Source organism: Thalassovita aquimarina (genome assembly GCF_018219815.1).
Taxonomy (GTDB): domain Bacteria; phylum Pseudomonadota; class Alphaproteobacteria; order Rhodobacterales; family Rhodobacteraceae; genus Thalassobius; species Thalassobius aquimarinus.
The window spans coordinates 79,533-104,693 of sequence record NZ_JADMKU010000011.1; the positions used below are offsets into that span (position 1 = coordinate 79,533).

The window sequence follows — 25,161 nt, forward strand, 5'->3', positions numbered from 1 at the left end:
ATGCGGCATAAGGCGCCGTGGTGGCGGGCCGGAAACACGACCCAACCCAACGCGCATATCCGGGCAAAGCACCTGGCGCCCCCCCCGATCGCCGGCAATTTTCAAAACGCCTTCGTGATTGGCGATATTTGTGCCATAATGATTGAATTATGGGCGCTTTGAAAACTTTTCTTTTCCCGCTCGCGCTGACGGCAGCGGCCGGTTCTCCTCCCTCTCCGGCCGATGCCGCAGCACCTCTGGACCAGGTGCGGATTTTCGCCACCTGCACCGGACGGTTATCGGCTCAGATGGAGTATCAGTGGATGTTCGACGGCCCCGGCTCCGAGGTGACCGAAACCACCCGCGCCGCGCTGATCGACATCCTTGATGCCATCGTGCCCGCCGATGCGGGCCCCGAGGTGCTGCATTGGCGGATCGAGGCGAAAGCGGCCCAGGCGGCATTGCTGGACCGGGCGGTATTCAACTCAGATCGCGATGACGCGCAAATGGCCCAACGGATCGCCCGGCGCCAGATCGACGCCTGCCGGGCCCTGCTTTTGGGCTGAACGCCGCTGCGGAAGGTGCCATGGGACAGATTCCCGCCTTGCCTTTTCCGCCGGGGACGTGATTTATCAATCTCATGAAGAAACCGTCCGACAATCCCGCCGATCCGTTCAAGAAGGCCCTCGCCGAAGCGACCAAGGTGATGGCCGACGATCCGGAACTCAACGTGGCCTATTCGGTCGATCCAGCGGGACTCGCGGGCGACACGATGCGGCTGCCGCAGGTCAGCCGCCGGATGACGAAAGACGAGGTGCTGCTGGCGCGCGGCACTGCCGACGCCCTGGCGATGCAGCGCCGCTATCATGACGACGCGACCCATGCGCGTTACGCGCCGCCGGGTGACATGGCGCGCAACCTGTACGAGGCGATGGAAACCGCCCGCTGCGAAGCGATGGGCGCGCGCGACATGCCCGGCACCGCCAGCAATATCGACGTGAAGATGGAAGCCGAGGCGCGCCGCGCCGGCTATGACCAGATCACCCAGCCCGCCGATGCGCCGCTGGCGGCCGCCGCTGGATATCTTGTCCGTCACCTTGCCACCGGGCGCGATCTTCCCCCTGCCTGCGACAACGTGATGGAACTGTGGCGCGGCTTCATCGAAAATCAGGCTGGCGATACGCTGGAAAGCCTGCAGGACAAGCTGTCCGATCAGGCCGAATTCGCCCGTTTCGCACGCCAGGTGATCGATGATCTGGGCTATGGCGACCAGCTGGGCGAAGACCCCGACCAGCACGACGAAGATCAGCAGGACGACGCCGAGGAAGAGGCCGAAGACCAGCCTGAACCCGACAGCACCGGTCAGGACGACCAGGACGATCAGGATGCCGACGCGGAACCGGAACGGTCGCAGGACGAAACCCAGGATACATCCGAGGCCGAAGTCAGCATGGACGAGATGGCCGAGGACGAAATGTCCGAGGAAACCGAACTGCCCGAGGGCGAGGCGCCGCTGGAACCGCCGCCCCCGCCGGTCTCCGAGGCAGATCCGAATTACACCGTCTACGAATCCGGCTTCGACGAGGAAATCCTCGCCGAGGAATTGGCCGAACCGGCCGAGTTGGAACGTCTGCGCGCCTATCTGGATCAGCAGCTGGAACCGCTGAAGGGCGCGGTCAGCCGGCTGGCCAACAAGCTGCAACGCCGCTTGCAGGCACAGCAGAGCCGGTCCTGGTTGTTTGACATGGAAGAAGGCATCCTCGATGCCGGGCGCTTGGCGCGGGTCGTCGCCAATCCGACGACGCCGCTCAGCTTCAAGGTCGAAAAGGATACCGAGTTCCGCGACACCGTCGTGACGCTGCTCTTGGACAATTCCGGGTCGATGCGCGGCCGTCCGATTTCCATTGCGGCGATCTGTGCCGATGTTCTGGCCTCGACGCTGGAACGCTGCGACGTGAAGGTCGAGGTTCTGGGCTTCACCACCCGCGCCTGGAAAGGCGGGCAGAGCCGTGAAAAATGGCTGGCCGAAGGCCGCCCGCAACAGCCCGGGCGGCTGAACGACCTGCGCCACATCATCTACAAGAAGGCCGACTCGCCGATGCGGCGGACCAAGGCCAACCTGGGCCTGATGATGAAGGAAGGTCTGCTGAAGGAAAACATCGACGGCGAGGCGCTGGAATGGGCGCATCGGCGGATGCTGGCGCGGCCCGAGCAGCGCAAGATCCTGATGGTGATTTCCGACGGCGCGCCGGTGGACGATTCGACCTTGTCGGTGAATCCCGCGAACTACCTGGAAAAACACCTGCGCGACGTGATCGCGATGGTGGAAAAGCGCAAGCAGGTCGAACTGATCGCCATCGGCATCGGCCATGACGTGACGCGTTATTACCAGCACGCGGTGACGATCACCGATGCCGAACAGCTGGCCGGTGCGATGACCGAGCAGCTGGCCGGTCTGTTCGATCACGACCCCCGCGCCCGGGCGCGGATGATCGGCATCAAGAAAGCCAGCTGAACGGGCGTTGCCCGAATGCGCGCCCGTTTCGGGCGCGCTTCATTTTTTCAGGAAAATGGCCTTGCCGGTCCTTCGGGATTTGCACGCTGCAAACGGGTAATTTCGCCAAGATGAAAGCCGTTCGCGGCTTGGGGTTGTGTCCGGCAACGGAAACGCGTTGTCTGGGCCTGTGTAATTTTTGGGGGGCAGAATGTTCCAATCCTTCGAAGAAACCGCCGAACCGGCACAAGGGGCGGCGCGGCTGGCGATGCTGCGCGACGCGATGGCGGAGGACGGTCTGACCGGGTTCCTGGTGCCGCGCGCCGATCTGCATCAGGGCGAATACGTCGCCCCGCGCGACGGCCGGCTGGCATGGCTCACCGGCTTCACCGGCTCGGCCGGTTTCTGCGCCGCGCTGCTGCAGGCGGCGGGGGTGTTCATCGACGGGCGTTATCGCACCCAGGTCAAGGCCCAGGTCGATACCGATCATTTCACCCCGGTGCCGTGGCCGGAAACCCGGCTGCAGGACTGGTTGCGGGAAAACCTGCCCGCCGGCGGCGTTGTCGGCTTCGATCCATGGCTGCACACCGCCGAGGAGATCGACAAGCTGGAAACGGGATTGCAGGGCAGCGCTGTGGAACTGCGCCCCGCGCGCAACCTGATCGATGCGATCTGGCCCGACCAACCGGAAGCCCCGCTGGGCAAGGTGTTCGTCTATCCCGATGAAATGGCCGGTGAAAGCCACGCCAAGAAACGCGCCCGGCTGGCCGAGAGGTTACAACAGGACGAGCAGCGGGCGGCCGTGATCACCCTGCCCGATTCCATTGCCTGGCTGCTGAACATCCGCGGCAGCGACATTCCCCGCAACCCGGTGCCGCATGCCCTGGCCATCCTGCATGACAGCGGGCATCTGACATTGTTCATCGAGGCGGCCAAGCTGGACGACGACGTGCGGGCGCATCTGGGCAAGGACATCACCGTCAGGCCGCCCACCGCCTTCGCCGCCGCGCTGCGCTCGCTGACCGGCCCGGTCCGGGTCGACAAGGGATCGGCGCCGTTGCAGGTGTCGCGCGAATTGCGCGAGGCCGGTGTGGACATCGCCTGGGGCGAAGATCCCTGCATCCTGCCCAAGGCCAGCAAGAACCTTACCGAAATCGCCAACACCGAGGAAGCGCATCTGCTGGACGCCGCCGCGATGTGCGAATTCCTGTGCTGGTTCGATGCCCAGCCCGCCGGCAGCCTGACCGAAATCGACGTGGTGGAACATCTCGAAGGCTGCCGCCGCGCCACCAACGCGTTGCGCGATATCAGCTTCGACACCATCGCAGGCACCGGCCCGAACGGAGCCGTGATCCATTACCGGGTGACTCGGCAAAGCAATGCCCGGCTGCAGGCCGGCCAGCTGATCGTCGTCGACAGCGGCGGGCAATATCTGAACGGAACCACAGACATCACCCGCACCCTGCCGGTCGGAGACGTGGGGGACGAGGAAAAGGCATGCTTCACCCGCGTGTTGCAGGGCATGATCGGGATTTCGCGGCTGCGTTTCCCCGCCGGATTGGCCGGGCGCGATATCGACGCCATCGCGCGCGCCCCGCTGTGGCAGGCGGGGCTGGATTACAATCACGGCACCGGCCACGGGGTCGGCGTGTTCCTGTGCGTGCATGAAGGGCCGCAGCGGATCAGCCGGGTGTCGGAAGTGGCGCTGAAACCGGGCATGATCCTGTCCAACGAACCAGGATATTACCGCGAAGGCGCCTTCGGCATCCGTATCGAGAACCTGATCGTCGTCGAAGCGGCGCCCGACCTTCCCGGCGCTGACGACCGCGAGATGCTGGATTTCAAGACGCTGACATGGGTGCCGATCGACCGCCGTCTGATCCTGCCCGAAATGCTGAGCGCGGGGGAACGCGACTGGATCAATGCCTATCACGCTGCGTGCCGCGACAAAATCGGCCCTCGGCTTGGCGAGGCTGCGCGGCTATGGTTGCGCAACGCCACCGAACCGCTGTGACACAGGCCTGTTACAAACAGGGTTCACAGCGATTTGGAAATTGATGACATGAGGGAGAGCGAGATGAGCGATATCACGATCCGCAAGGCTGAAGGCACTTGGGTTGTTCGGGCCGGCGGAGCCGTACTGGGCGAAACCAAAAATGCGCTGGAGCTGAGCGAGGGATCGCTTGCGCCGGTGATCTATTTCCCGCGCAAGGATGTGGCGATGCCCTTCCTCGACAAGACCGATCGGGTCACCACCTGCCCACACAAGGGCGAAGCAAGCTACTATTCCATCGTCACCAAGAGCACGACACTGGAAAACGCCGCCTGGTCCTACGAGGATCCCAAGGCGGATGTGACGAAGATCAAGGACTACCTGGCCTTCTACCCGTCGGAAACTCTGGCCGTCGAACGGGTCTGAGCGGAAGCGTCATGAAGGCGGTGGTCTTGGGGGGCTACGGGCTGATCGGATCGGCCGTGATGCGCGCGCTGGCCGCGGCCGGGTTCGATGTGACCGGCGTCGGACGATCGGCGGCGGCGGCGCGGCGGATGGGGCCGGGGTTCAACTGGATCCTGCGCGACATTTCTTCGGTCGAAACGCCCGAATGGCGGAATGTGCTTCGCGATGCCGACGTCGTGGTCAATGCGGCGGGTGCCTTACAGGATGGCGGACGCGACGACCTGACCGCCATTCACGAAACCGCCATTGGTCGGATTGCCGCCGCGCTGGAGGGCACTGCGACGCGCGTGGTGCAGATTTCCGCCGCCGGTGTCGGGCCTCACGCCTCGACCGAATTCTTCCGTTCCAAAGAGCGTGGGGACGCGATCCTGCAGTCATCGGGGCTGGATCATGTGATCCTGCGACCGGTCCTGGTAATCGGCCCCGCCGCCTATGGCGGTACGGCTTTGCTGCGCGCGGCGGCGGCGATCCCGTTGATCGGGCTGCAGATCTTGCCAGGCGCGCAGGTTCAGACCGTGGCGCTCGATGATCTGGCACGCGCGGTGGTGCTGGCGGCACAGGGCGCGATCACGCCCGGCACCGTTGCCGATCTGACCGAGGCGGAAAGCCGCAGTTTTCCCGAACTGGTGCAGACGGTCAGGCGCTGGCAGGGCAGGCCCGATCCGAAAATGCGCCTGCGGCTGCCCGGTGTCTTGCTGAAAGCATCCTCTGCCATGGCCGATCTACTGGGTCATCTGGGTTGGCGCGCGCCGCTGCGCAGCACCGCGATCCGTGCGCTGTCGGACGGGATCGCGGGCGATCCGGGTGCTTGGCAGGCGGCGGGCGGGTTCCGCTGCCGGTCGCTCGACGAAACGCTGGCGGCGCTGCCCTCCACCGTACAGGAACGCTGGTTCGCGCGGATGTTCCTGCTGTTTCCCCTGCTGATCCTGCTGCTGGCGCTGTTCTGGGTCCCGTCGGGCGCGATCGGGTTGATCCGGTTCGACGCCGCCGTCGCGGTGCTGACCGAGCGGGGCGTGGCAATGGGCCCCGCCCAGGGCGCGGTCGCCCTTGGTGCACTGGTCGATCTGGTACTGGGCCTTGCGGTCCTGTCACGGCGCTGGCTGCGCCCGGGCCTGATCGGCATGATCGCCGTTTCGCTGGGATACCTGATCTGCGGCACGGTCCTGACCCCGGATATCTGGACCGACCCGCTGGGCCCCTTCGTCAAGGTGCTGCCCGGGATCGGGTTAGCGCTTGCCGTGCTTGGACTAACGGATGACCGATGACGTATGAATTGCTGAGATACCTGCACGTGATCGGGGCGACAGTGCTGCTGGGCACCGGGGCGGGAATCGCCTTCTTCATGGTGATATCGAACCGAAGCGGCAACCCCGCCCTGGTCTCCCATGTCGCCGGGATCGTGGTGCTGGCCGATACCCTGTTCACCGCCACCGCCGCCATTGCGCAGCCGATCACCGGTTATCTTCTGGCGCGTGCCGCCGGATACTCCCTGTTCGAAGGCTGGGTGGCCATTTCTCTGCTGCTCTATCTATTTGTCGGCGCGTTCTGGCTGCCGGTGGTCTGGATGCAGATCCGTATGCGCAACCTGGCGCGCGACGCGTGGTATCAGGGCAGCTCCCTGCCCAAGGCCTATCACCGGCTTTACCGGCTTTGGTTCGCCTGCGGTTTCCCGGCGTTTTTCGCGGTGCTGGCCATTGTCTGGCTGATGCTGGAAAAGCCCACCTTCTGATCCGGATCAGCTGTGTTCCTCGGCCGCGGTCGCGGCCAGGGCGCTGTTATAGGTCTTCAGCGCGTCGACGTGGAACAGCGCGCCGTGCAATTCGCGATCTCCGGCGCGGTCGGGGCGGCCCACCACCGGGATGAAGGGCACGCCGGCCTTGTCGAACAGGGGCATCGCCTCTTCCAGCGTCGCCTCGCCGTCGATGAAGATGCCGTCCTCGATCATTTCTTCGCAGCGGGTTAGGTCCGCCGCGCCCGGATCGTCGGGGCGGCGCATCAACGTGGCGGCGCGGAACATCGCCAGCAGGTAGGCCTGCGGCCCGGCGGCTAGGTGCACCCCGCGCCGTTCGAGCTGTGTCAGGAAGAACGACCGGTCGACCAGCCGCGAGGCCAGCGCGGTCGACAGCGACACCGCCACCATCACCGCCAGGCCGGTCTGCCAGTCGCCGGTCAATTCGAACACGATCATGGTGGTGGAAATCGGCGCCCCCAGCACGGCGGCGGCCACCGCCCCCATGCCCGCCAGCGCGTAAAGCGTGTGCGATCCCGATACTTCGGGGAAAATGCCGGTGGCGATCAACCCGAAGGCCAGCCCGGTCAGCGCCCCGATCATCATCGAGGGTGAAAACATCCCGCCCCCCATCCGGCCCGCCATGGTGATCGCCACCGCGATCACCTTGATCACGGCAAAGGCGATGGCCTGCCAAAGAATGATCTGCCCGGTCAGCGTCACCGAGGTGGTTTCGTACCCGACCCCAATGATATGCGGGAACCAGATCGCGATAGCGCCCAGCAGCGCCCCCGCCACAGCCGGACGCAGCCAGCGCGGCAGGCCGGTGCGTTCCTCGATCGCGTTGCCCAGATCCTCGGCAAAAAAGACCGAGCGCATCAGGATGCTGGCCACCAATCCGCAAACCAGCCCCAGCAACACGAAGGCGGGCAATTCGACGTAGAATTCCAGGACGTTGCCTGGCGGCAGGTGAAATTCGGTGATGCCGCCATATTCCAGCCGGTTGATGATCGTGCCGGCGACGCTGGCAATGACGATCGGCGCGAAAGCATGCACCGCGAAATGGCGCAGCACCACCTCGAGCGCGAACAATGCCCCGGCGATCGGGGCATTGAAACTGGCCGACACCGCTGCGGCGACGGCACAGCCCAGCAGGTCGCGCCCGGTGATGCCATCGGCGCCGATCCATTTGCTGGCCCGGCTGGCGATCACCGCCGCCATATGCACCACCGGGCCTTCGCGACCGGTCGATCCGCCGGTGCTGAGGGTGACGAAAGACGCGAAAGCCGAGGCGATCCCTTCGCGGGTTTCCACCCGACCGTCCTGCATCGCCGCCCCTTCGACCACATCGGCCACCGACCGCACGCGGGCATCCGGGGTGAAAATATGCAGGACCAGCCCGGTCACCAGCCCCCCAAGGACAGGCAGCGTCAGCACCCAGTACCACGGCAGGGTTTCGGCGAAGCTTTGCAGGTGCAGGATGTCGTCGGTGCCATAGAGATAGGCCTGCAGGGTTTCGATCCCCTTGCGGAAAAACAGCGCCGCAAAGCCCGCGGTGGCGCCGATCAGCGCCGCCAGAAGCCAGAACCGGACCTGGCTTTGCCCGCTGCTGCGCACCAGCCGAACCGGATCGGCAAAGGACCTGAGCCAGGCCCCCGTCAGCTTCGCCAGGTGGGTGGTGATCCGCTCCGCCATTGCCTCTTCTCTGCGTTTTCGCCCTTTTCGCGCCTATCCCCTTGGCCTAGGTTCGCAACAACGAATACCGGAGGCCGAAAATGACGATCCAACGCGCCCTTGAAGAACTTTCTTCCTTACTAGGCCAACGCCTGAGCCGCTCCAAGTCCGATCTTGAACAACATGGGGCGTCGGAAACGCATTTTCCGCTGACCCCGCCCGATGCGGTCGCCTATCCCGAAAGCACCGAAGAGGTGTCGGAGATCGTGAAAATCTGCGCCCGCAACGGCTGCCCAGTGGTGGGCTGGGGTGCGGGCACCTCGCTGGAAGGACAGGCACAGGCGTTCCAGGGCGGCATCTCGGTGGATTTCCGCAACATGAACAAGGTGTTGCAGGTCAATCCCGAAGACATGGATGTCAGCGTTCAGCCCGGCATCACCCGCGAGGACCTGAACACCGAGCTGCGCGCGACGGGGCTGTTTTTCCCGGTCGATCCCGGCGCCAACGCCTCGATCGGCGGCATGGCCTCGACCCGGGCCAGCGGCACTACGGCGGTCCGCTATGGCACCATGCGCGACAACGTGCTGGGGCTCGAGGTGGTGCTGGCCGACGGGCGGGTCATCCGCACCGGCACGCGGGCACGGAAATCTTCGGCGGGGTATGACCTGACCGGCCTGTTCGTCGGCGCCGAGGGTACCTTGGGGTTGATCACCGAACTGACGCTGCGGCTGCAGGGCCAGCCCGAGGCGGTGACGGCGGCGGTCTGCGCTTTTGATACGCTCGACGACGCGGTGCAGGCGGTGATCACCACGATCCAGATGGGAATCCCGATGGCGCGGATCGAATTCGTGGACGAGGCGACGGCGGCGGCCTTCAACGGGTATTCGGGATCCGACATGCCGCTGTGCCCGCATCTGATGGTGGAATTCCACGGTTCTGAGTCCGGCGTGCAGGAACAGGCCGAAGCGTTCGGCGAAATCGTCGCCGATCACGGCGGCAAGGGGTTCGAATGGGCCACCAGGCCCGAGGACCGCAACGCGCTGTGGAAGATGCGCCATCACGCCCATTGGGCGGTTCTGGCCTCGAAACCCGGGGCGAAGGCTTTGGTCACCGATATCTGCGTGCCGATTTCCCGGCTCGCCGACGCGGTCAACGAAACCCGCGCCGATATCGATGCCTCGCCGATCACCGGGCCGATCCTGGGTCATGTGGGCGATGGCAATTTCCACGCGATCCTGCTGTTCGATGAAGAAAATCCCGAAGAGGTTCAGGCGGTCGAGGATCTGTCGCACCGGATGGTCGAAAGATCGCTGGCGATGGGCGGCACCGCGACCGGCGAACACGGCATCGGGGTCGGCAAAAGGAAATACATGGAGGCCGAACACGGCGCGGCGTGGGACGTGATGGGCGATGTGAAACAGGCGCTCGATCCGCAGGGCATCATGAACCCGGGCAAGATGCTGCGCGGGAATTGAGCGGTTAACCGTGCTGTCCCGAGGCCCCTTGGCACGATCGTCCCGCTCAGAAAAAGCCCCCGCTCGGCCTGAAGCCGGGCGGGTGTTCTGTTTCAAGCGACCGGTTGCGTTGAGACGGCTTAAGACGACGCCAGCAGTGCCCTTGCTGCGCCACGCGCTTCCTCGGTGATCGTGTCGCCGGCGACCATGCGAGCGATCTCGTCGATCCGCTCGTCTGCGCCCAAGGGCACGACGGTCGAGGTCGTCACATCGTCCTCGACCCGTTTTTCCACCCGCCAGTGATGCGCGCCCAACGCCGCCACCTGCGGCGAATGGGTGACGACCAGAACCTGCGCGCCCGAGGCCAGGTCGGCCAGCCGTCGGCCCACCGCGTCGGCTGTGGCGCCCCCTACCCCGCGGTCGATTTCGTCGAAGATCATCGTCACGCCCGATTGCTTCTGATGCAGGCTGACCTTCAGCGCCAGCAGGAAGCGGCTGAGTTCCCCGCCCGAGGCGATCTTGGCCAGCGGCCCCGACGGAGCGCCGGGATTGGTGGCGACGGTGAAGGCCACCGCGTCGCGCCCGTCCGGACCGGGATCGGAATCGGCAATCTCGGTGGTGAACACAGCGCGTTCCATCTTCAGCGGCGCCAGTTCCGCCGCGACCGCCTTGTCCAGCCGTCCCGCCGCCTCGCGCCGCGCCGTGCTCAGCGCCCCGGCGGCCTTGTCATAAGATGACTCGGCTTCCGCCAACGCCTGCTGCAACGCCGCCAGGTCGGCATCGCCCCGGTCCAGCGCCGCCAACCGGGTGCGAAGGTCTGCGGCGAAACCGCCCAGATCGTCCGGCGCCACGCCGTGTTTGCGTGCCAATCCACGGATGGCGAACAGCCTCTCCTCGGTCTGTTCCAGTTCATGCGGGTTGAAATTCAGCCCCTCCAGCGCGGTTTCCACCCCCTGCACCGCATCGCCCAATTCGTTGAAGGCGCGGCCAAGCGCGTCGATAGCGCCGTCCAGCGCGCCCTCGGCCTTTTCCGAAGCCCCTTCCAGCCAGCGCAGCGCGTCACCCATCGCGCCCTCGGCGCCCTCGCCCGACAGCGCCTGCAGCGCGCGCGCCACGTCTTCGCGGATACGCTCGGCGCCCTGCATCTGGCGGCGGCGGCTGTCGAGTTCCACCTCCTCGCCCGGCTGCGGGTCAAGCTGGTCCAACTCGCCCACCGCGTGACGCAGGAAATCCTCCTCCGCGCGCATCTCGGACAGCGCCGCCTCGGCCTGCGCCAAGTCCTTGCGCGCCTGCGCCAAGAAGCGCCAGGCCGTGCGCGTGGCGTCCTGCAGATCGGGATAAGCGCCGAAAGCATCCAGCAGCACCCGGTGCCCCTTGGGGTCCAGCAGCCCGCGGTCATCGTGCTGGCCATGCAGTTCGATCAGGGTTTCCGACAGGTTGCGCAGCACCTCGCCGGAACAGCGCCGATCATTGACCCAGGCGGTCTTGCGGCCGTCCTTGCTGTTGACCCGGCGCAGGATCAACTCCTCGCCGCCGGGCAGGCCGGCCTCTTCCAGAACGCCGTGGGCAGCGTGGCCGTCGGGCAGTTCGAACACCGCCACCACCTCGCCCTGATCGGCGCCAGAGCGGACCAGTTCCGCCCGCCCGCGCCAGCCCAGCACGAAACCCAAGCTGTCCAGCAGGATCGATTTGCCCGCCCCGGTTTCCCCGGTCAGAACGTTCAGACCCGGCTGGAAATCCAGATCCAGCCTGTCGATGATCAGCATGTCGCGGATTTCAAGCGCGCGCAGCATCCAGCCTCTCCCGATCGGACCGCCCGGTCAGAGCCATTGCCCCTTGATCATCTGGCGATAGACCTTGCTCAGCCAGTTGTCGCCCCGCGCCTTCATTTCCAGTCCCTTCCCGGTCAGCAGCCGGTAGCTGTCCTCGTACCAGTCGGTGGAGCGGAAATTGTGGCCCAGGATCGCGCCGGCGGTCTGCGCCTCGTCGGTCAGGCCCAGCGACAGGTAGGCTTCGACCAACCGGTGCAGCGCTTCGGCGGTGTGGCTGGTGGTCTGGAAATCCTCGACCACGGCGCGGAACCGGTTGATCGCGGCGGCGAAGTGGTCACGGCGCAGGTAATACCGGCCGATTTCCATTTCCTTGGCCGCCAGGTGGTCGAAGGCCAGGTCGAATTTCAGAATCGCCGAACGGGCGTATTCGCTGTCGGGATAGCGTTCGATCACCGTGCGCAACGCCTGCAGCGCCTGGAAGGTCAGGCCCTGGTCGCGGCCGACTTCGTCGATCTGGTCGTAATAGCTCAGCGCCAGCAGATACTGAGCATAGGAGGCATCGTCGTCGGTCGGATAGAAATCGATGTAACGCTGTGCGGCAGCCCGGCTGTTTTCGTAGTCCTTGTCCTGATGATAGGAATAGGCCTGCATGATCAGCGCCCGCTTGGCCCAGTCGGAATAGGGGTAAAGCCGTTCGATTTCGGAAAAGAAGAACGCCGCCCGTTCCGGCCGCTTGCGGTCCAGCTCGAATTCGGCGCGCCCGAAAATCTGTTCGGCGGTGTAATCTTCAAGCGGAACTTCTCCGCGTTCAATCTTCCCCTGCCCGCTGCATCCGGCCAACAGCCCGACCAGTAGAAGAACACCGATCACCCTTTTGCGCGATCCGCCACCTGTCATTACTGTCTCACCCTCGTCTGGACCGTTCGGGGTCATCGCGACCCATTGCTTGATCCGGTCCTAGCACAGAAAATCGCGCTGCAAAACGGCTTTGGACGGATTTCTGCGCCTGACGCGCAGTCGTGATCAGGCGACCGCGGGGATCTCTGCCAAATGGACGCCGACACCGGGCAGACGCGCCATCAAATCGGCATCGCATTCGACCATGCGGAAGGCATCGGGGCGCGCGAAAAGCGCCCGCAAAAGATCATTGGTCAGCGCGTGACCGGCGCGGTGGCCGGTGTAACGGCCGATCAGCGGCGCCCCGGCCAGTGCCAAGTCGCCAAGCGCATCAAGCATCTTGTGGCGGACCGGTTCATCGGCGCGGCGCAGCCCGCCCGGGCTCAGCACCTTTTCACCATCGACCACCACCGCGTTTTCCAGCGTCCCGCCAAGGGCCAGGCCGTTTTCACGCATCGCGTCGACATCGGCCTGCCGGCAGAAGGTTCGGCAATCGCAAAGTTCGCGCACGAAGCTGCCATTGCCCATGTTCAGTGATTTCTGCTGCACACCGATCGCCGCGTCGGCGAAATCGATGTGGAAATCGATCTGCAATTCATCATGCGGTTCCAGACGCGCCCAGGCCTCGCCACGGCTCACTTCGACAGGCTGTAGAATCTTGATCGCGCGCACCGGTTCGGCCTGCTGCCGCAGCCCCTTGTAGAGGATACCGCGCACGAAACTGGCCGCGCTGCCGTCGAGGATCGGAACCTCGGGACCATCGACATCGATCAGCGCGTTATGCACGCCGCAGCCTGCCAGCGCCGCCATGATATGTTCGATGGTGGAAACCGTGACCCCTGCGTCGTTTTCGATCAGGGTGCAGAGCGGCGACTGATTCACCACGTCCCAACGGGCAGGCACCATCGCATCCTTGAACAGAACGTCGGTCCGGCGGAACCAGATGCCATGATCGGCCGTCGCGGGCCGCACAATCATGCGCACCGGTTTTCCCGAGTGCAATCCGACGCCGGTGAATGTGACCGGTCCTTTGAGCGTAGTCTGCAAGATAGTCCCCAATATCGTCGATGCGTCTTTGAGCACCGCGCGATTGTCCTACCCCCCGTCATTAGTATGCTCAACTCAATCTTTGTAACGTACTGAAACATGGCTGAGGGCAATGGGCCGAAAATTGCCCATTTGCGTGATAAACCACTGTTTATAAAAGAAAAAGGCCGCCCGAAGGCGGCCTTTTCCTTGATCTTTAACTTCGCGTCAATTGGCCTGACGACGCAGGAAGGCGGGGATTTCGATCCGCTCCTGATCGGGGTCCGCCTCGGGCTGGGCCATCGATTGCTGGGTACGCATCTGCGGTTGCTGACGGGCCGGTTGCGCCGGTGCCGCGCTTTCGTGACCGTGGCCGGTCATGCGGTTGATCAGAGAATTAAGACCGAAACGGCCGCCCTGCTGTTCCTGGCTCGGGGCCTGCTGCGGCTGCTGCCGTTGCTGAGTCTGCTGGGCCTGCGACGACGGCACCTTCTGCACTGCCGCCTGCAACCGGGCCAAGGCTTCATCCGACGGCTGTCCGGCGGGCCGTGCCTTGGGCGCGACATAGCTTTCCAGCGCTTCGGGTTCGGCGTTCAGCGCGTCGGGCTGCGGATTGAATTCGGCCACTTGCGGCTGATAGGCCGGCGGCGGCAGATCGCCCTCGGCTTCGTATTCTTCCTCGAAGATGTCTTCCATCTGGTCTTCGGCAGCGGCACGCTGCGCGTCCAGATCCTCGAACAGGCTCGGCTCGGCGGGGGCGTCCTGAGCAGCCTGTGCCACCGGGGCCTGCTGTTCGGCGACCGGCGCGGGCTGCGCTTCGGCGCTGACCGTCTGGGTCAGCGGCGCGGCCATGGTGCGGCGCGGCACCGGCATGTCGGCATGGGCTTCGCTGGCATCGATGCCGGTGGCGACCACGCTGACGCGCATGCCACCCTCAAGTTCGGTGTCCAGAGTCGAACCGACGATGATATTGGCGTCTGCATCCACTTCTTCGCGGATGCGGTTGGCCGCTTCATCCAGTTCGAACAGGGTCAGGTCGTGCCCCCCGGTGATGTTGATCAGAACGCCCTTGGCGCCTTTCAGGCTGATTTCGTCCAGCAGCGGGTTGGCGATGGCTTTTTCCGCCGCCTGGATGGCGCGATCTTCGCCATTGGCTTCGCCGGTGCCCATCATCGCCTTGCCCATCTCGTCCATCACCGCGCGAACGTCGGCGAAGTCGAGGTTGATCAGGCCCGGACGGACCATCAGGTCGGTCACGCCCTTCACGCCCTGGTACAGCACGTCGTCCGCCATCGAGAAGGCTTCGGTGAAGGTGGTTTTTTCGTTGGCCAGGCGGAACAGGTTCTGGTTCGGGATAATAATCAGCGTGTCGACCATCTTCTGCAGCGTATCAACGCCTTCCTCGGCCTGGCGCATCCGCTTGGCGCCTTCGAACTGGAACGGCTTGGTCACGACGCCGACGGTGAGAACGCCCAGTTCCCGCGCCGCTTGCGCGATGATCGGGGCCGCGCCGGTGCCGGTGCCGCCGCCCATGCCGGCGGTGATGAAGCACATGTGCGCCCCGGCCAGCTGATCGACGATCTGTTCGATGCTTTCCTCGGCCGCCGCCGCGCCGACGCTGGCCCGCGCCCCTGCGCCCAGGCCCTCGGTGACCTTCACGCCGAGCTGGATGCGGCTGGTGGCGTGCGATTGCTGCAACGCCTGCGCGTCGGTGTTGGCAACCACGAAGTCGACGCCGCTAAGTTCCTTCTCGATCATGTTATTCACAGCGTTGCCGCCAGCACCGCCGACGCCAAACACAGTGATACGGGGTTTCAAATCGTCGTGCCCGGGCACCGAAAGGTTCAATGTCATGGATCTGTCCGCCTGATGTTGTGACCCGCGTTCGCGGTTTTTCTGCCTATTACCGTCGATGGTAACGAGAACCAACCCATGCGTCATCAAAAAAACGCAGAATTGCCACGAAATATGGGCAAAAATGGTCGCGCATCTGCGGGATCTTGCCGATCCCCCACAGATTTAGCGGATTTACATCCGCACACCACAAGACGCCAAGATCGCGCGGCCCGATAGCTGCGTTGCGATCCATTGCGATGATGTTTGGAGGGCCTGCCCGGTCCTCGTTATCCCCACCTTTTCCCGGTGGTTATCCACAGCGTAGCGCAGATCACACCGGGCGTCATCCCCTTTTCGGGAAGATTTGGCAGTTCAGATTGTTGTCGCGCCATTCTGCCTGCTGCAGGACAAGACCACCACAATCCCGAACACAATCAATCTATCCTCTCGAAGGAATAATCCGACACGATCGCCAACATCTGGAACCCGACGCTTTCATCCAGCGAGACAAGATAACCGCTCTCGGGGAGACCGTTGGCAAGCCCATTGAAACGATTGCCGCCCATACGCACGAATGCGGCCTCGACATCCTTTGGCTCCACCGCTTTCAGGTCGCTGACCTCCACTCTGAATACGACATTCTGCGGCAATGTGAAATTGCTGCCCAGAAACTCACGAACCCCGGAAAGGACAAGCTCACAGCGATCCCCCTTGGGGCCTCTGAACTGCAAGCTTACCCCCCTCGTCCAGATCGACTTTGCTCAATTCATAATCGTGGAGAGGCAGAACTGCTTCCGGTGCGGACCAGGCCATACGGCTCACCAGTTATCCTTGAACCACTTCACCGCGCGTTTGATTGAGCGCGCCGGGTAGCGGTCGACCGGCAGGTCGAAATCCCACCATTCGTCCTGCGGGTGGGCGGCGAACAGGCACATGCCCACGGCGCTGGCGAATCCCGGCCCCGTCGCGGCCTGCGGCAACCCGTGGACGCGCAGTGGCCGACCCAGGCGGACCTGCTGGCCCAGGATCTTGCTGGCCAGCCCGTCGAGCCCGGGGATCTGGCTGCTGCCGCCGGTCAGAACGATCTGCTGGCTCGGCAGGTGTTCGAACCCGGCAGCATCCAGACGCGCCCGCACCTCTTCGAGGATTTCCTCGACCCGCGGGCGCATGATGCCGATCAGCTCGGCCCGGCTGACCGAACGGCGGTCATGTTCCCAGTCGCCGGTATCGCCACCGGTTTCGATCATTTCACGGTCGTCCATGCCGGTGGCGACGACGCCGCCATAGAAGGTCTTGATCCGCTCGGCGGTGGCGTGGGGCACCGACAGGCCCATCGAGATATCGCCGGTCACGTGATCGCCGCCCATGCGCACGCTGTCGGCATAGATCATGTGTTTCTTCATGAAGATCGAAATGCTGGTGGCGCCGCCGCCCATGTCGATACAGGCTGCGCCAAGTTCCTGTTCGTCCTCGACCAGCGCCGAGATGCCCGACACATAGGCCGAGCTGGCGATCCCGGCCAGTTCCATGTCGCAGCGCTTGACGCAATGGGCTAGGTTCTGCACCGCCGCCGCGTCAACGGTCAGCATGTGCATGTCGGTGGACAGCGTGTTGCCCAGCTGGCCGCGCGGGTCGCTGAGGCCCGAGCGATGATCCAGCGCGAAATTGACCGGCTGGGCATGCAGAACCTCGCGCCCCATGCCGTAATCGGGTACGTCGCAGGCCGACAACACGCGGCTGATATCCTGTTCGGAAACGATCTGATCCTCGACCTCGATCTCGCCGGTCAGGCCGTAACTGCGCGGTTCGGCCCCGGCGAAACAGGCGATGACGTGATCGACGCGGATATTGGCCATCTTCTGCGCAGCCTGCAACGCGGTGCGGATGGCGCGTTCGGTTTCCGGCATGGCGCTGATTTCGCCGAATTTCACCCCGCGCGACCGGGTCGTCGCGGCGCCGATCACCCGGAATCCGGCCTGCCCGGCCAGCGGCCCCACCCCGTCGCTTTCGAACCCGCGATCGGTGCCGTCGAAGCGCAGTACGAGACAGGCGATCTTGGAACTGCCGACATCGAGGATGGCCACAACGCCCCTTTGCATCGCCGCCTGACGCATCGCCCGCATTGCCCGTTGGGATTCGTAAAGTTCAATCATGCCGTCAGTCCTTGAAACCGATCTTGTTTATTTGCCACCACTGCTCGACAGCGGCTTCGTTCATCCTGATGGTCGGGCGGCTGCCAATCCGCATATCGACCATCGCCAGGTCGCGCGCCATCACGTCCTGCGCCTGGTGCAGCGCGATCACCCGTTCGAGCGCCTGAACCGGCTGGTTCTCGGGCAGCAGGATGCGCTGCCCGCGATCCAAAACCAGATCCCAACGCCGTTCGCCGATCCGTACCAACCCGCGCAGCCGCGTCCGCAGCGGCCCCGCCGCCCGGAACAGCGCCAACGCCTCGGGCACCGCCCGGTCGGCGCCGTCGCCCGCGATCAGTGGCAGCTCGGCGTGATCCGCCCGCGCCCCGGCCTGACGGACATAGAACCCATGTTCGTCCAGCAGCGCCACCCCATCCGCGTCGCGCCACAGGATCGCCGGCACCCGTTCAACCACGTCGACCTGCAACACGCCGCCGGGCCGGACCCGGATGGACACATCCCTGACCGCGGGCAGCTCCGCGATGGTCGCACGCATGTTGTCGAGGTCCAGATCGAAGGAACTGACCGGGAAATCGATCGGGGTGATTTCACGGATATCCTCGGCCACGCTGGTGCCGGCGCCGTCGATCGCCATCAGCTTGACCATGAATTCGGGCCGGGTCTGGATTTCGTTGCGGATATCGACCAGCCACAACCGCAGCGCATCGCGGTTGTCCTGCTGGGAAAAATAGATCATCGCGCCGACAAAGGCCGCCGTCAACGGCAGCCCGACCCGGATCAGCGTCCGGAACAGCGGCGTCAGCATCAGCCGCTGCAACCTGTAGGACCAGCGCGACGGCGCCGGATCGGGGCGGGTCACCTGTTGCAAGACGCATCCTCCACCAGCCAGCGGCAAAGCTGGCCGAAGCTGATCCCTGCCGCCTGCGCCTGTTCCGGGCTGAGCGAGGTCGGCGTCATCCCCGGCTGGGTGTTGGTTTCCAGCAGGTAAAGACCGTCGAGGCCGCGCGCCTCGTCCCAGCGGAAATCGGTGCGGCTCAGCCCCTTGCAGCCAAGCGCATGATGCGCGCGCAGGGCATAATCGAGGCAGGCGTCGAAAATGACCTTCGGGATGTCGGCGGGCACAATGTGGCGCGATCCGCCCTCGGAATACTTGGCGTGGTAATCGTACCAACCCTCGGAATAGATATCGGTGACGGTCAGCGCGCGGTCGCCCATCACCGTCGCGGTCAGTTCGCGCCCCGGCACGTATTCCTCGACCATCACGGTGTCGGGCATGTCATCGGACAATTGCGGCGGGCTGTTGGCGGCTTCGTGCACGATATAGACGCCGACGCTCGATCCCTCGTTATAGGGTTTGACCACGTAGGGCGGCGCCATCACGTGGTGCGCGCCGACCTCCGCCTTGCTGGCCAGGACGCTGGGCACCACCGGCAGGCCGGCGTCGCGGTAGACCTGCTTCGACCGTTCCTTGTCCATCGCGATGGCCGAGGCCAGAACCCCGGAATGGGTATAGGGTATGCGCATCCATTCCAGCATCCCCTGCACGCAGCCGTCTTCGCCCCAGCGGCCATGCAGGGCGTTGAACACCACATCGGGTTTGAGATCATCAAGGCGCATGGCAAGATCGCGGCCCGCATCGACCTCGATCACTTCGAATCCTTCTTCCCGGAGCGCCGCGACGCATTCACGTCCGGTTGCCAGCGACACCTCGCGTTCAGCCGAGGGGCCACCCATCAACACTGCAACTACCGGGCTTGTCCTGCTCGACATACCCAAACTGTGCCTCAAATTTGACCGCTTGAGCGGTCTTTTTGCTTTGTTATATGGGCCTTTGGGCCCTGCCTGCATGCGCCTTTCGCGGACGCTTATTCCGGGGCCGGTTCACCGACCCGCATGATTTCCCACTCTAGCGTGATCCCGCTGTTTTCGTAAACCTTTTTTCGCACCTCTTCCCCAAGGCCCTCGAGGTCCGCGGCGGTGGCATCGCCGGTGTTGATCAGGAAATTGGAATGCTTCTCGCTCATCTGCGCGCCGCCCTTGCGGGCGCCGCGCATACCGGCGTCGTCGATCACTTTCCACGCCTTCAGGTCATGCACGTCATCGGCGCGTCCGGTGCTGGAAAACCCGGCCGGGTTGCGGAAAGTACTGCCCGCGCTGCGGTCCTTGGTCGGCTGGGTCTCGTCGCGCTTCTTCAGCTGCGCCGCCATCCGGTCGGCCAGCGCTTCGGGATCGCCCTGCGGCGCCTCAAACGTCGCCTCAACCAGAACCCAGCCTTCGGGCAGGTCGGTTTGGCGGTATTCGAACTTCATGTCTTCGGGACCCAGCTCGACCAGTTCGCCCTGCTGCGTCACCGCCTTGGCGCTGACGAAGACATCCGCCGTATAGGTCCCGTAGCAGCCCGCATTCATCTTCACCGCCCCGCCGATACTGCCCGGAATGGTGCGCAGGAAGGTCAGGTCCAGCCCCGCCTCGGCCGCCTTCTTCGCTACATGCGCATCGAGCGCCGCAACGCCCGCCGTGACCCGGTTGCCTTCGATCTCGATCCCGTTGAAACCGCGCCCCAGCCGGATCACCACCGCCCGCAACCCGCCATCGCGCACGATCAGGTTGCTGCCGACCCCCATCGGGAAGACCGGGATATCGGGATCGAGCGCGCGCAGGAAATCCTGCAGATCGGCCAGATCGGCAGGCTGGAACAGCACATCCGCCGGACCGCCGACACGCAGCCAGGTCAGGTCCGACAGGGGTTTGTCCTGCGTCAGCCGCCCGCGCACTTCCGGCAAGTTCTTGATCATCTTCGCGCCCTTGAGTTCGTTTGAAAGCGTCTTAAAGACAAATCCCGACAGGGGCAAACCCCTCTCCGCCTTGTCGCGCCCGCCCCATGAGGCGGGCGGGAAACGCCCGCCTCATGGGGCGGGGTGGGCGCTGCCAATCGCAAGCGATCGGCTGGAAATCCTCCAAGAGAGCCCTCTGGACGCTTGCGGATCAGATCAATAGCTTCGGATTTAGGAACTACGTCCTATCCACGCCCCAGCTTCCGTGCGATCCATCTAGCAAGGTAAATCAACGGCCAGCGCAGCACCGACATTGCGCCGGCCAACACCAGAAGCCCCCACCAAATACCGTGCTGATAGATCACGAGTCCCAGGATCGGCAGCCCCGCCGCGATCAGCGCATAGGCTTGCGGCCAATGACTGCGGCGGCTGGGCAGCATGGCCAGGATATTGGCCAGCACGAACCACAGGCAGGCAAGCGACGCCGACAGGGTCACACCCACGGCTCCAGCGTCACGGCCAGCGCCGCCAGCGATCCCAGCAGCCCCAGCACCGGCACCACCGTCGGCACGCGGAAGCTCGCGTCAGGCACGCGCCGCTTCAGCAGGATCAGCGCCAGGTTCACCAGCACGAAAACCCCCAGCAGGATGGTCGAGGTCGCCTCGGCCAATGTCGCCAGCGGCAGGAGCAGGGCCCCGGCAACCACCGCGATCCCGATCAGGACGCTGGCCAGAACCGGGGTTCCGAAACGCGAACCGGCATGATGGAAGATGGCCAGAAACCGCGTGCGGCGGCCCAGTCCGAACAGGACCCGGCTGACCATCACAATCTGCGCCAGCACCCCGTTCAGCGCCGCCGCCACCGCGATCGCCGACAGCACGACGACAGAACCGTCCGTGTTCGCCTGCCAGACCAGAACCAGGGGCTTTTCGCTGGCCGCCAGGTCGGCCAGCGGCACGGCGCGCACCGCAGCGATCGCGACCAGCGCATAGACCAGGCTGGTGATGCCAAGCGACAGCAGGATCGCGCGCGGCATGGTCCGGGTTGGGTTGTCGACCTCCTCGGCCATGTTGACGATATCCTCGAAGCCGATGAAGGCGAAGAAGGCCAGAACCGCCCCGGCGCCGATACCGCTCCAGACCGGATCGGCGGGCAGGTTGAAATCGGGCGTCGGTTCGGCCCCTGCCCCGGCCCAGATCACCAACCCCAGCCCGATCAGTTCGACCGCGGTGAACACCGCCGCCACGCTGAGGCTTTCCAACACGCCCAGCACCGCGATCAGGGTCAACACCGCGCCCAGCCCGATCACAACCCAGTCGAACGGGAGATCGACGATGGAAATCAGGTATCCGGCCCCGCCGCGCAGCACCGCCGCCGCCGACACCGATCCGGCCGCCACGATGGCCAGACCGACCAGAATCCCCAGCCATTGCGCCTTGAACCCCTGCGCGACGAAGGCCGCCTCGCCCGCCGCTTCCGGCAGCCGGGTGGAAAATTCGGCATAGCTGAACGCGGTCGGCGCGGCGATCAGCCCGGCGATGACGAAGGCCAGCGGCGACCAGATCCCGGCCTCGGCCACCACCGCGCCGACCAGCACGTAGATGCCCGCCCCGACCATGACGCCGACGCCATAGGCGGTCAGCAGCCCCAGTCCGATCCGTCGCTTCAGCCCGTCGCTCACGCCCTGCCTTCTCTGTTCTTCAAATACTCAACCGGTTCTCGCCGTTTCATCCGTCGCGATCATGCCCGATCCTGCGCCGCGTGCAAAGCCGGGCCATTCCGGTCAGCTATGGATCAAGATGCAGCCGCCTTCCGCGGTCCGGCCCACAGCGCATAAAACCAGAAGGCGCAAATCGGGAAAACCATGTTCAGCAGCGTCGAAAACATCGGGAAAATAGGAAAGAACAAGAACCGCGAAAGATCTCTGAGTTGCCCTCGATAATCCTCAAGGGAACCTAGAAAAAGCGTTTCAGCCACCAACCACAAGAAAAACAGCATCATGGCGAAATAGCGTCGAGGCGTGATGGTTTTTCCTATTGCACTGCGATTTTCTGTCGGGGCGTAGCGCGCGTAAAACGCATAGAAATAGAATGGGAAAAAAGAATGATCCCGGTCAGTGAAGCAAGATAGTAGCCGATGCTGATCGGCGAATAGATCAACAACTCCGTGATACGTTTCCCGATGAGCCAGGCTTCTGAAAGGCTGGCGATCATCGCCTCGGAGAGCAGTTGTGAAAATAGATAACCAACTAGCAGGTTGTAAAAGGCACCAAGCACCCACAGCGTGAGGATTGTACGGTTGGAAATCCCACGACCGTCTACGAAATCCTCGGGTGATAGAACTCTGCCCATTACACAACCTTGAGTTTCTATCTCTTTGTCACCCTTTCAACCGCTCCGGCAACCGGTTGGCCCAGGCGCTGATCGTCCCGGCGCCAAGGCAGACGACCATGTCGCCCGGCCGGGCCTGTTCACGCACCAGTCGTTCCAGGTCGCCCTCGGAACAGACCGCGCGGGCGTCGCGGTGGCCGTGGCGGATCAGGCCTGCGACCAGATCGTCGCGGCTGGCGCCCTCGATCGGGTCCTCGCCGGCGGCGAAAACCTCGGCGATCCCCACGACATCGGCATCGTTGAAACAGCTGCAGAAATCGTCGAACAGCGAATGCAGACGGGAATAACGATGCGGCTGGTGCACCGCGATGACGCGGCCCTCGGTGGCCTGTCGCGCGGCTTTCAGCACGGCGGCGATTTCCACCGGGTGGTGGCCGTAATCGTCGATGATGCTGACGCCGTCCACTTCGCCGACCCTGGTGAAGCGGCGGTTGACGCCCTTGAACCCGGCCAGCGCGTCGCGGATTTCATCCGTCTTCATGCCCAGATGCCGCGCCACCGCCACCGCGGCCAGCGCGTTCGACACGTTGTGATCGCCCGGCATCGGCAGCATGCAGTCCTCGATCACCAGATTCTCGGCCTGCAGCGCGATGTCGAAATGCGCCACACCCGCCTTGTAGGTCAGGTTGATCGCGCGCACATCGGCCTGCGCGTTGAAACCAAAGGTGGTGACGCGACGATCGGTGATCTTGCCCACCAGCGCCTGCACCTCGGGGTGATCGGTGCAGCACACGGCAAGGCCGTAAAACGGGATGTTGGACACGAAATCGAGGAACCCCTTGCGCAGGTTTTCGATCGTGCCCCAGTGTTCCATGTGTTCGGGGTCGATATTGGTGACGATGGCGATGGTCGCGGGCAGCCGGTTGAAGGTGCCGTCGCTTTCGTCGGCCTCCACCACCATCCAGTCGGATGCGCCGACCCGCGCGTTCGACCCGTAGGCGTGAATGATGCCGCCGTTGATCACGGTCGGATCGACCCCGCCCGCATCCAGAAGCGTCGCCACCATCGTCGTCGTCGTGGTCTTCCCGTGGGTGCCGGCGACGGCGACGTTGGATTTCAGCCGCATCAGTTCGGCCAGCATTTCGGCCCGGCGCACCACCGGCAGGCCCATCCGGCGCGCTTCGTCCAGTTCCGGGTTGCCCGGTTTGATGGCGGATGAAATCACCACCACCTCGGCGCCTTCAAGGTTCTCGGCGCGCTGGCCTTTGTGGATTACCGCGCCCATCGCGGCCAGTCGGTCGGTGATTTTCGAGGTCTTGAGGTCGCTGCCCTGAACGCTGTACCCAAGGTTCAGCAGCACCTCGGCAATGCCGGACATGCCAATGCCGCCGATGCCGACGAAATGGATCGGACCGATATCGACGGGAAGTTTGGTTGCCGCACTCATGACTTGCCTTTCTCTGCCAGCGCTTCGACCATCGCGCTCAATTCCTGCGCCGCGTCGGGCTTGCCGCGCGACAGCGCCGCCTGCGCCATCATGCTGGCGCCCCGCGGGTTCGACAGCACCGTGGCTATCTGCTCTGTCAGGGTGGGAACATCAAGCCGGTTTTCCGGAATCAGGATCGCTCCGCCCGCATCGACCAGCCCGCGCGCGTTGGCGCTCTGGTGATCGCCGGTGGCGGCAGCGAAGGGGATCAGGATCGACGGACGGCCGATGACGCTGATATCGGCGACGCTCGATGCGCCGGAACGGCTGATCACCAGCTGCGCCTCGCTCATCCGGGTCGGCACGTCGTGGAAAAACGGCTGCACGTCGGCCGCGATGCCTTCATTGGCATAGAATTGCGCGACCCGTTCGCCGTCTTCGTCGCGGGCCTGATGGGCGACGCGGATATTGGCCAGCATCGGTTCGGGCAGCGCGGCGATGGCGGCGGGCACCACGTCGGACAGGATGCGCGCGCCCTGACTGCCGCCGATGACGAGGATCGACATCGGATAATCGCCCGGCGCGATGTAGCCCGCCCCGGCGCGGTCCAGCACCGCGGCGCGCACCGGGTTGCCCACATGATGGCCTTCGACCCCTTCAGGCAGCGTGGTCGGCCAGGTGCCGCAGGCGATGTCATCGACATGCTTGGCAAACAGCTTGTTGACCCGGCCCAGCACGCCGTTCTGTTCATGGATCATCCGTGGCAGGCGCAACAGCGTGGCCGCGGCCAGCGCCGGGATCGACGGATAGCCGCCAAAGCCCACCACCACCGCGGGCCGGTCGCGCAGCATCCGCGCGGTCATGCCCGCGACGCCGCCCAGGATACGAAAAGGCACCAGCGCCTTTGCCAGCACCCCACCACGGGCGAAGGTGGCGCTCGATACCTGTTCGATTTCGACGGTGTGCGGAAAGCCGCCGGTATAGCGCGCGCCGCGCGCGTCGGTGGACAGTTTCACCCGCCAGCCCTTGCGCAGCATGACCTCGGCCAGCGCCTGGGCGGGGAACATGTGCCCGCCGGTGCCGCCGGCAGCGATAACGAGAAGCGGAGCGGTCATCTATGGCCTCCTGCCCGGCCCCGAAGGGCCGGAAACTTGCAATA

Annotated in this window: 23 protein-coding genes; 7 read left to right on the top strand and 16 right to left on the bottom strand. The window is 64.5% G+C overall.

Going from position 1 to position 25,161, the window contains the following annotated elements:
* Window positions 1-149: 149 nt before the first annotated feature.
* The 6 genes from IT775_RS13060 to IT775_RS13085 all read left to right on the top strand — a co-directional run bounded on the left by IT775_RS13060 (window position 150) and on the right by IT775_RS13085 (window position 6,660).
* Window positions 150-545 (top strand): hypothetical protein, encoded by a 396-nt coding sequence (locus IT775_RS13060; protein ID WP_212701560.1) that lies wholly within the window; start codon window positions 150-152, stop codon window positions 543-545.
* Window positions 546-619: 74 nt separating this feature from the next.
* On the top strand, window positions 620-2,494 hold the full coding sequence (gene cobT, locus IT775_RS13065; RefSeq protein WP_212701561.1) for a cobaltochelatase subunit CobT: 1,875 nt from the start codon (window positions 620-622) through the stop codon (window positions 2,492-2,494).
* 190 nt (window positions 2,495-2,684) lie between these two features.
* The gene (locus tag IT775_RS13070) at window positions 2,685-4,487 is read left to right on the top strand and encodes an aminopeptidase P family protein (RefSeq protein WP_212701562.1); all 1,803 of its coding nucleotides are present in this window, start codon (window positions 2,685-2,687) and stop codon (window positions 4,485-4,487) included.
* A gap of 63 nt (window positions 4,488-4,550) precedes the next feature.
* Window positions 4,551-4,892, top strand: a complete 342-nt coding sequence (locus IT775_RS13075) for a DUF427 domain-containing protein (RefSeq protein ID WP_212701563.1) — start codon at window positions 4,551-4,553, stop codon at window positions 4,890-4,892.
* An 11-nt stretch (window positions 4,893-4,903) separates the two neighbouring features.
* Complete coding sequence (locus tag IT775_RS13080; RefSeq protein WP_212701564.1) at window positions 4,904-6,196, top strand: SDR family oxidoreductase; 1,293 nt, start codon at window positions 4,904-4,906, stop codon at window positions 6,194-6,196.
* Window positions 6,193-6,660: a DUF2269 family protein gene (locus tag IT775_RS13085; protein WP_212701565.1), complete on the top strand. Its 468-nt coding sequence runs from the start codon at window positions 6,193-6,195 to the stop codon at window positions 6,658-6,660. The genes IT775_RS13080 and IT775_RS13085 overlap by 4 nt, the downstream gene beginning before the upstream one ends.
* 6 nt (window positions 6,661-6,666) lie before the next feature.
* Here the strand turns inward: IT775_RS13085 and IT775_RS13090 are convergent, their stop codons facing one another.
* The gene (locus tag IT775_RS13090) at window positions 6,667-8,355 is read right to left on the bottom strand and encodes a chloride channel protein (protein WP_212701566.1); all 1,689 of its coding nucleotides are present in this window, start codon (window positions 8,353-8,355) and stop codon (window positions 6,667-6,669) included.
* Between the two features lie 80 nt (window positions 8,356-8,435).
* Between IT775_RS13090 and IT775_RS13095 the strand changes: the two genes are divergently transcribed.
* On the top strand, window positions 8,436-9,809 hold the full coding sequence (locus IT775_RS13095; protein ID WP_212701567.1) for an FAD-binding oxidoreductase: 1,374 nt from the start codon (window positions 8,436-8,438) through the stop codon (window positions 9,807-9,809).
* Window positions 9,810-9,928: 119 nt separating this feature from the next.
* On the opposite strand, the gene recN is transcribed toward IT775_RS13095, so the two are convergent.
* The 15 genes from recN to IT775_RS13170 all read right to left on the bottom strand — a co-directional run bounded on the left by recN (window position 9,929) and on the right by IT775_RS13170 (window position 25,117).
* The gene (gene recN, locus IT775_RS13100) at window positions 9,929-11,581 is read right to left on the bottom strand and encodes a DNA repair protein RecN (RefSeq protein WP_212701568.1); all 1,653 of its coding nucleotides are present in this window, start codon (window positions 11,579-11,581) and stop codon (window positions 9,929-9,931) included.
* A gap of 27 nt (window positions 11,582-11,608) precedes the next feature.
* Entirely contained in the window at window positions 11,609-12,457 is an 849-nt protein-coding gene (locus IT775_RS13105) for an outer membrane protein assembly factor BamD (RefSeq protein WP_212701569.1), read from the bottom strand.
* A gap of 126 nt (window positions 12,458-12,583) precedes the next feature.
* Window positions 12,584-13,504 (bottom strand): UDP-3-O-acyl-N-acetylglucosamine deacetylase, encoded by a 921-nt coding sequence (gene lpxC / locus IT775_RS13110; protein WP_212701570.1) that lies wholly within the window; start codon window positions 13,502-13,504, stop codon window positions 12,584-12,586.
* 207 nt (window positions 13,505-13,711) lie between these two features.
* Window positions 13,712-15,337: a cell division protein FtsZ gene (gene ftsZ / locus IT775_RS13115; RefSeq protein WP_212701571.1), complete on the bottom strand. Its 1,626-nt coding sequence runs from the start codon at window positions 15,335-15,337 to the stop codon at window positions 13,712-13,714.
* A gap of 416 nt (window positions 15,338-15,753) precedes the next feature.
* Entirely contained in the window at window positions 15,754-16,050 is a 297-nt protein-coding gene (locus IT775_RS13120) for a hypothetical protein (protein WP_212701572.1), read from the bottom strand.
* 87 nt (window positions 16,051-16,137) lie between these two features.
* Window positions 16,138-17,472, bottom strand: coding sequence for a cell division protein FtsA (gene ftsA / locus IT775_RS13125; protein WP_212701573.1), 1,335 nt, complete (start codon window positions 17,470-17,472; stop codon window positions 16,138-16,140).
* A 4-nt stretch (window positions 17,473-17,476) separates the two neighbouring features.
* The gene (locus IT775_RS13130) at window positions 17,477-18,331 is read right to left on the bottom strand and encodes a cell division protein FtsQ/DivIB (RefSeq protein WP_343231146.1); all 855 of its coding nucleotides are present in this window, start codon (window positions 18,329-18,331) and stop codon (window positions 17,477-17,479) included.
* Window positions 18,328-19,248 carry a D-alanine--D-alanine ligase gene (locus tag IT775_RS13135; protein WP_212701574.1) on the bottom strand — a complete coding sequence of 307 codons (921 nt, stop codon included), beginning with the start codon at window positions 19,246-19,248 and terminating at the stop codon, window positions 18,328-18,330. The genes IT775_RS13130 and IT775_RS13135 overlap by 4 nt, the downstream gene beginning before the upstream one ends.
* Window positions 19,249-19,337: 89 nt before the next feature.
* Window positions 19,338-20,267 (bottom strand): UDP-N-acetylmuramate dehydrogenase, encoded by a 930-nt coding sequence (gene murB, locus IT775_RS13140; RefSeq protein WP_212701575.1) that lies wholly within the window; start codon window positions 20,265-20,267, stop codon window positions 19,338-19,340.
* A 224-nt stretch (window positions 20,268-20,491) separates the two neighbouring features.
* Window positions 20,492-20,743, bottom strand: coding sequence for a DUF2484 family protein (locus tag IT775_RS13145; RefSeq protein WP_212701576.1), 252 nt, complete (start codon window positions 20,741-20,743; stop codon window positions 20,492-20,494).
* On the bottom strand, window positions 20,740-21,927 hold the full coding sequence (locus IT775_RS13150; protein WP_212701577.1) for an APC family permease: 1,188 nt from the start codon (window positions 21,925-21,927) through the stop codon (window positions 20,740-20,742). Before IT775_RS13150 ends, IT775_RS13145 begins: the two co-directional genes overlap by 4 nt.
* Before the next feature lie 113 nt (window positions 21,928-22,040).
* Complete coding sequence (locus IT775_RS13155; RefSeq protein ID WP_212701578.1) at window positions 22,041-22,247, bottom strand: hypothetical protein; 207 nt, start codon at window positions 22,245-22,247, stop codon at window positions 22,041-22,043.
* 32 nt (window positions 22,248-22,279) lie between these two features.
* Window positions 22,280-22,597: a hypothetical protein gene (locus tag IT775_RS13160; protein ID WP_212701579.1), complete on the bottom strand. Its 318-nt coding sequence runs from the start codon at window positions 22,595-22,597 to the stop codon at window positions 22,280-22,282.
* A gap of 28 nt (window positions 22,598-22,625) precedes the next feature.
* Window positions 22,626-24,023 carry a UDP-N-acetylmuramate--L-alanine ligase gene (gene murC / locus IT775_RS13165; RefSeq protein ID WP_212701580.1) on the bottom strand — a complete coding sequence of 466 codons (1,398 nt, stop codon included), beginning with the start codon at window positions 24,021-24,023 and terminating at the stop codon, window positions 22,626-22,628.
* Window positions 24,020-25,117: a UDP-N-acetylglucosamine--N-acetylmuramyl-(pentapeptide) pyrophosphoryl-undecaprenol N-acetylglucosamine transferase gene (locus IT775_RS13170; RefSeq protein ID WP_212701581.1), complete on the bottom strand. Its 1,098-nt coding sequence runs from the start codon at window positions 25,115-25,117 to the stop codon at window positions 24,020-24,022. The genes murC and IT775_RS13170 overlap by 4 nt, the downstream gene beginning before the upstream one ends.
* Between the last annotated feature and the right edge of the window lie 44 nt (window positions 25,118-25,161).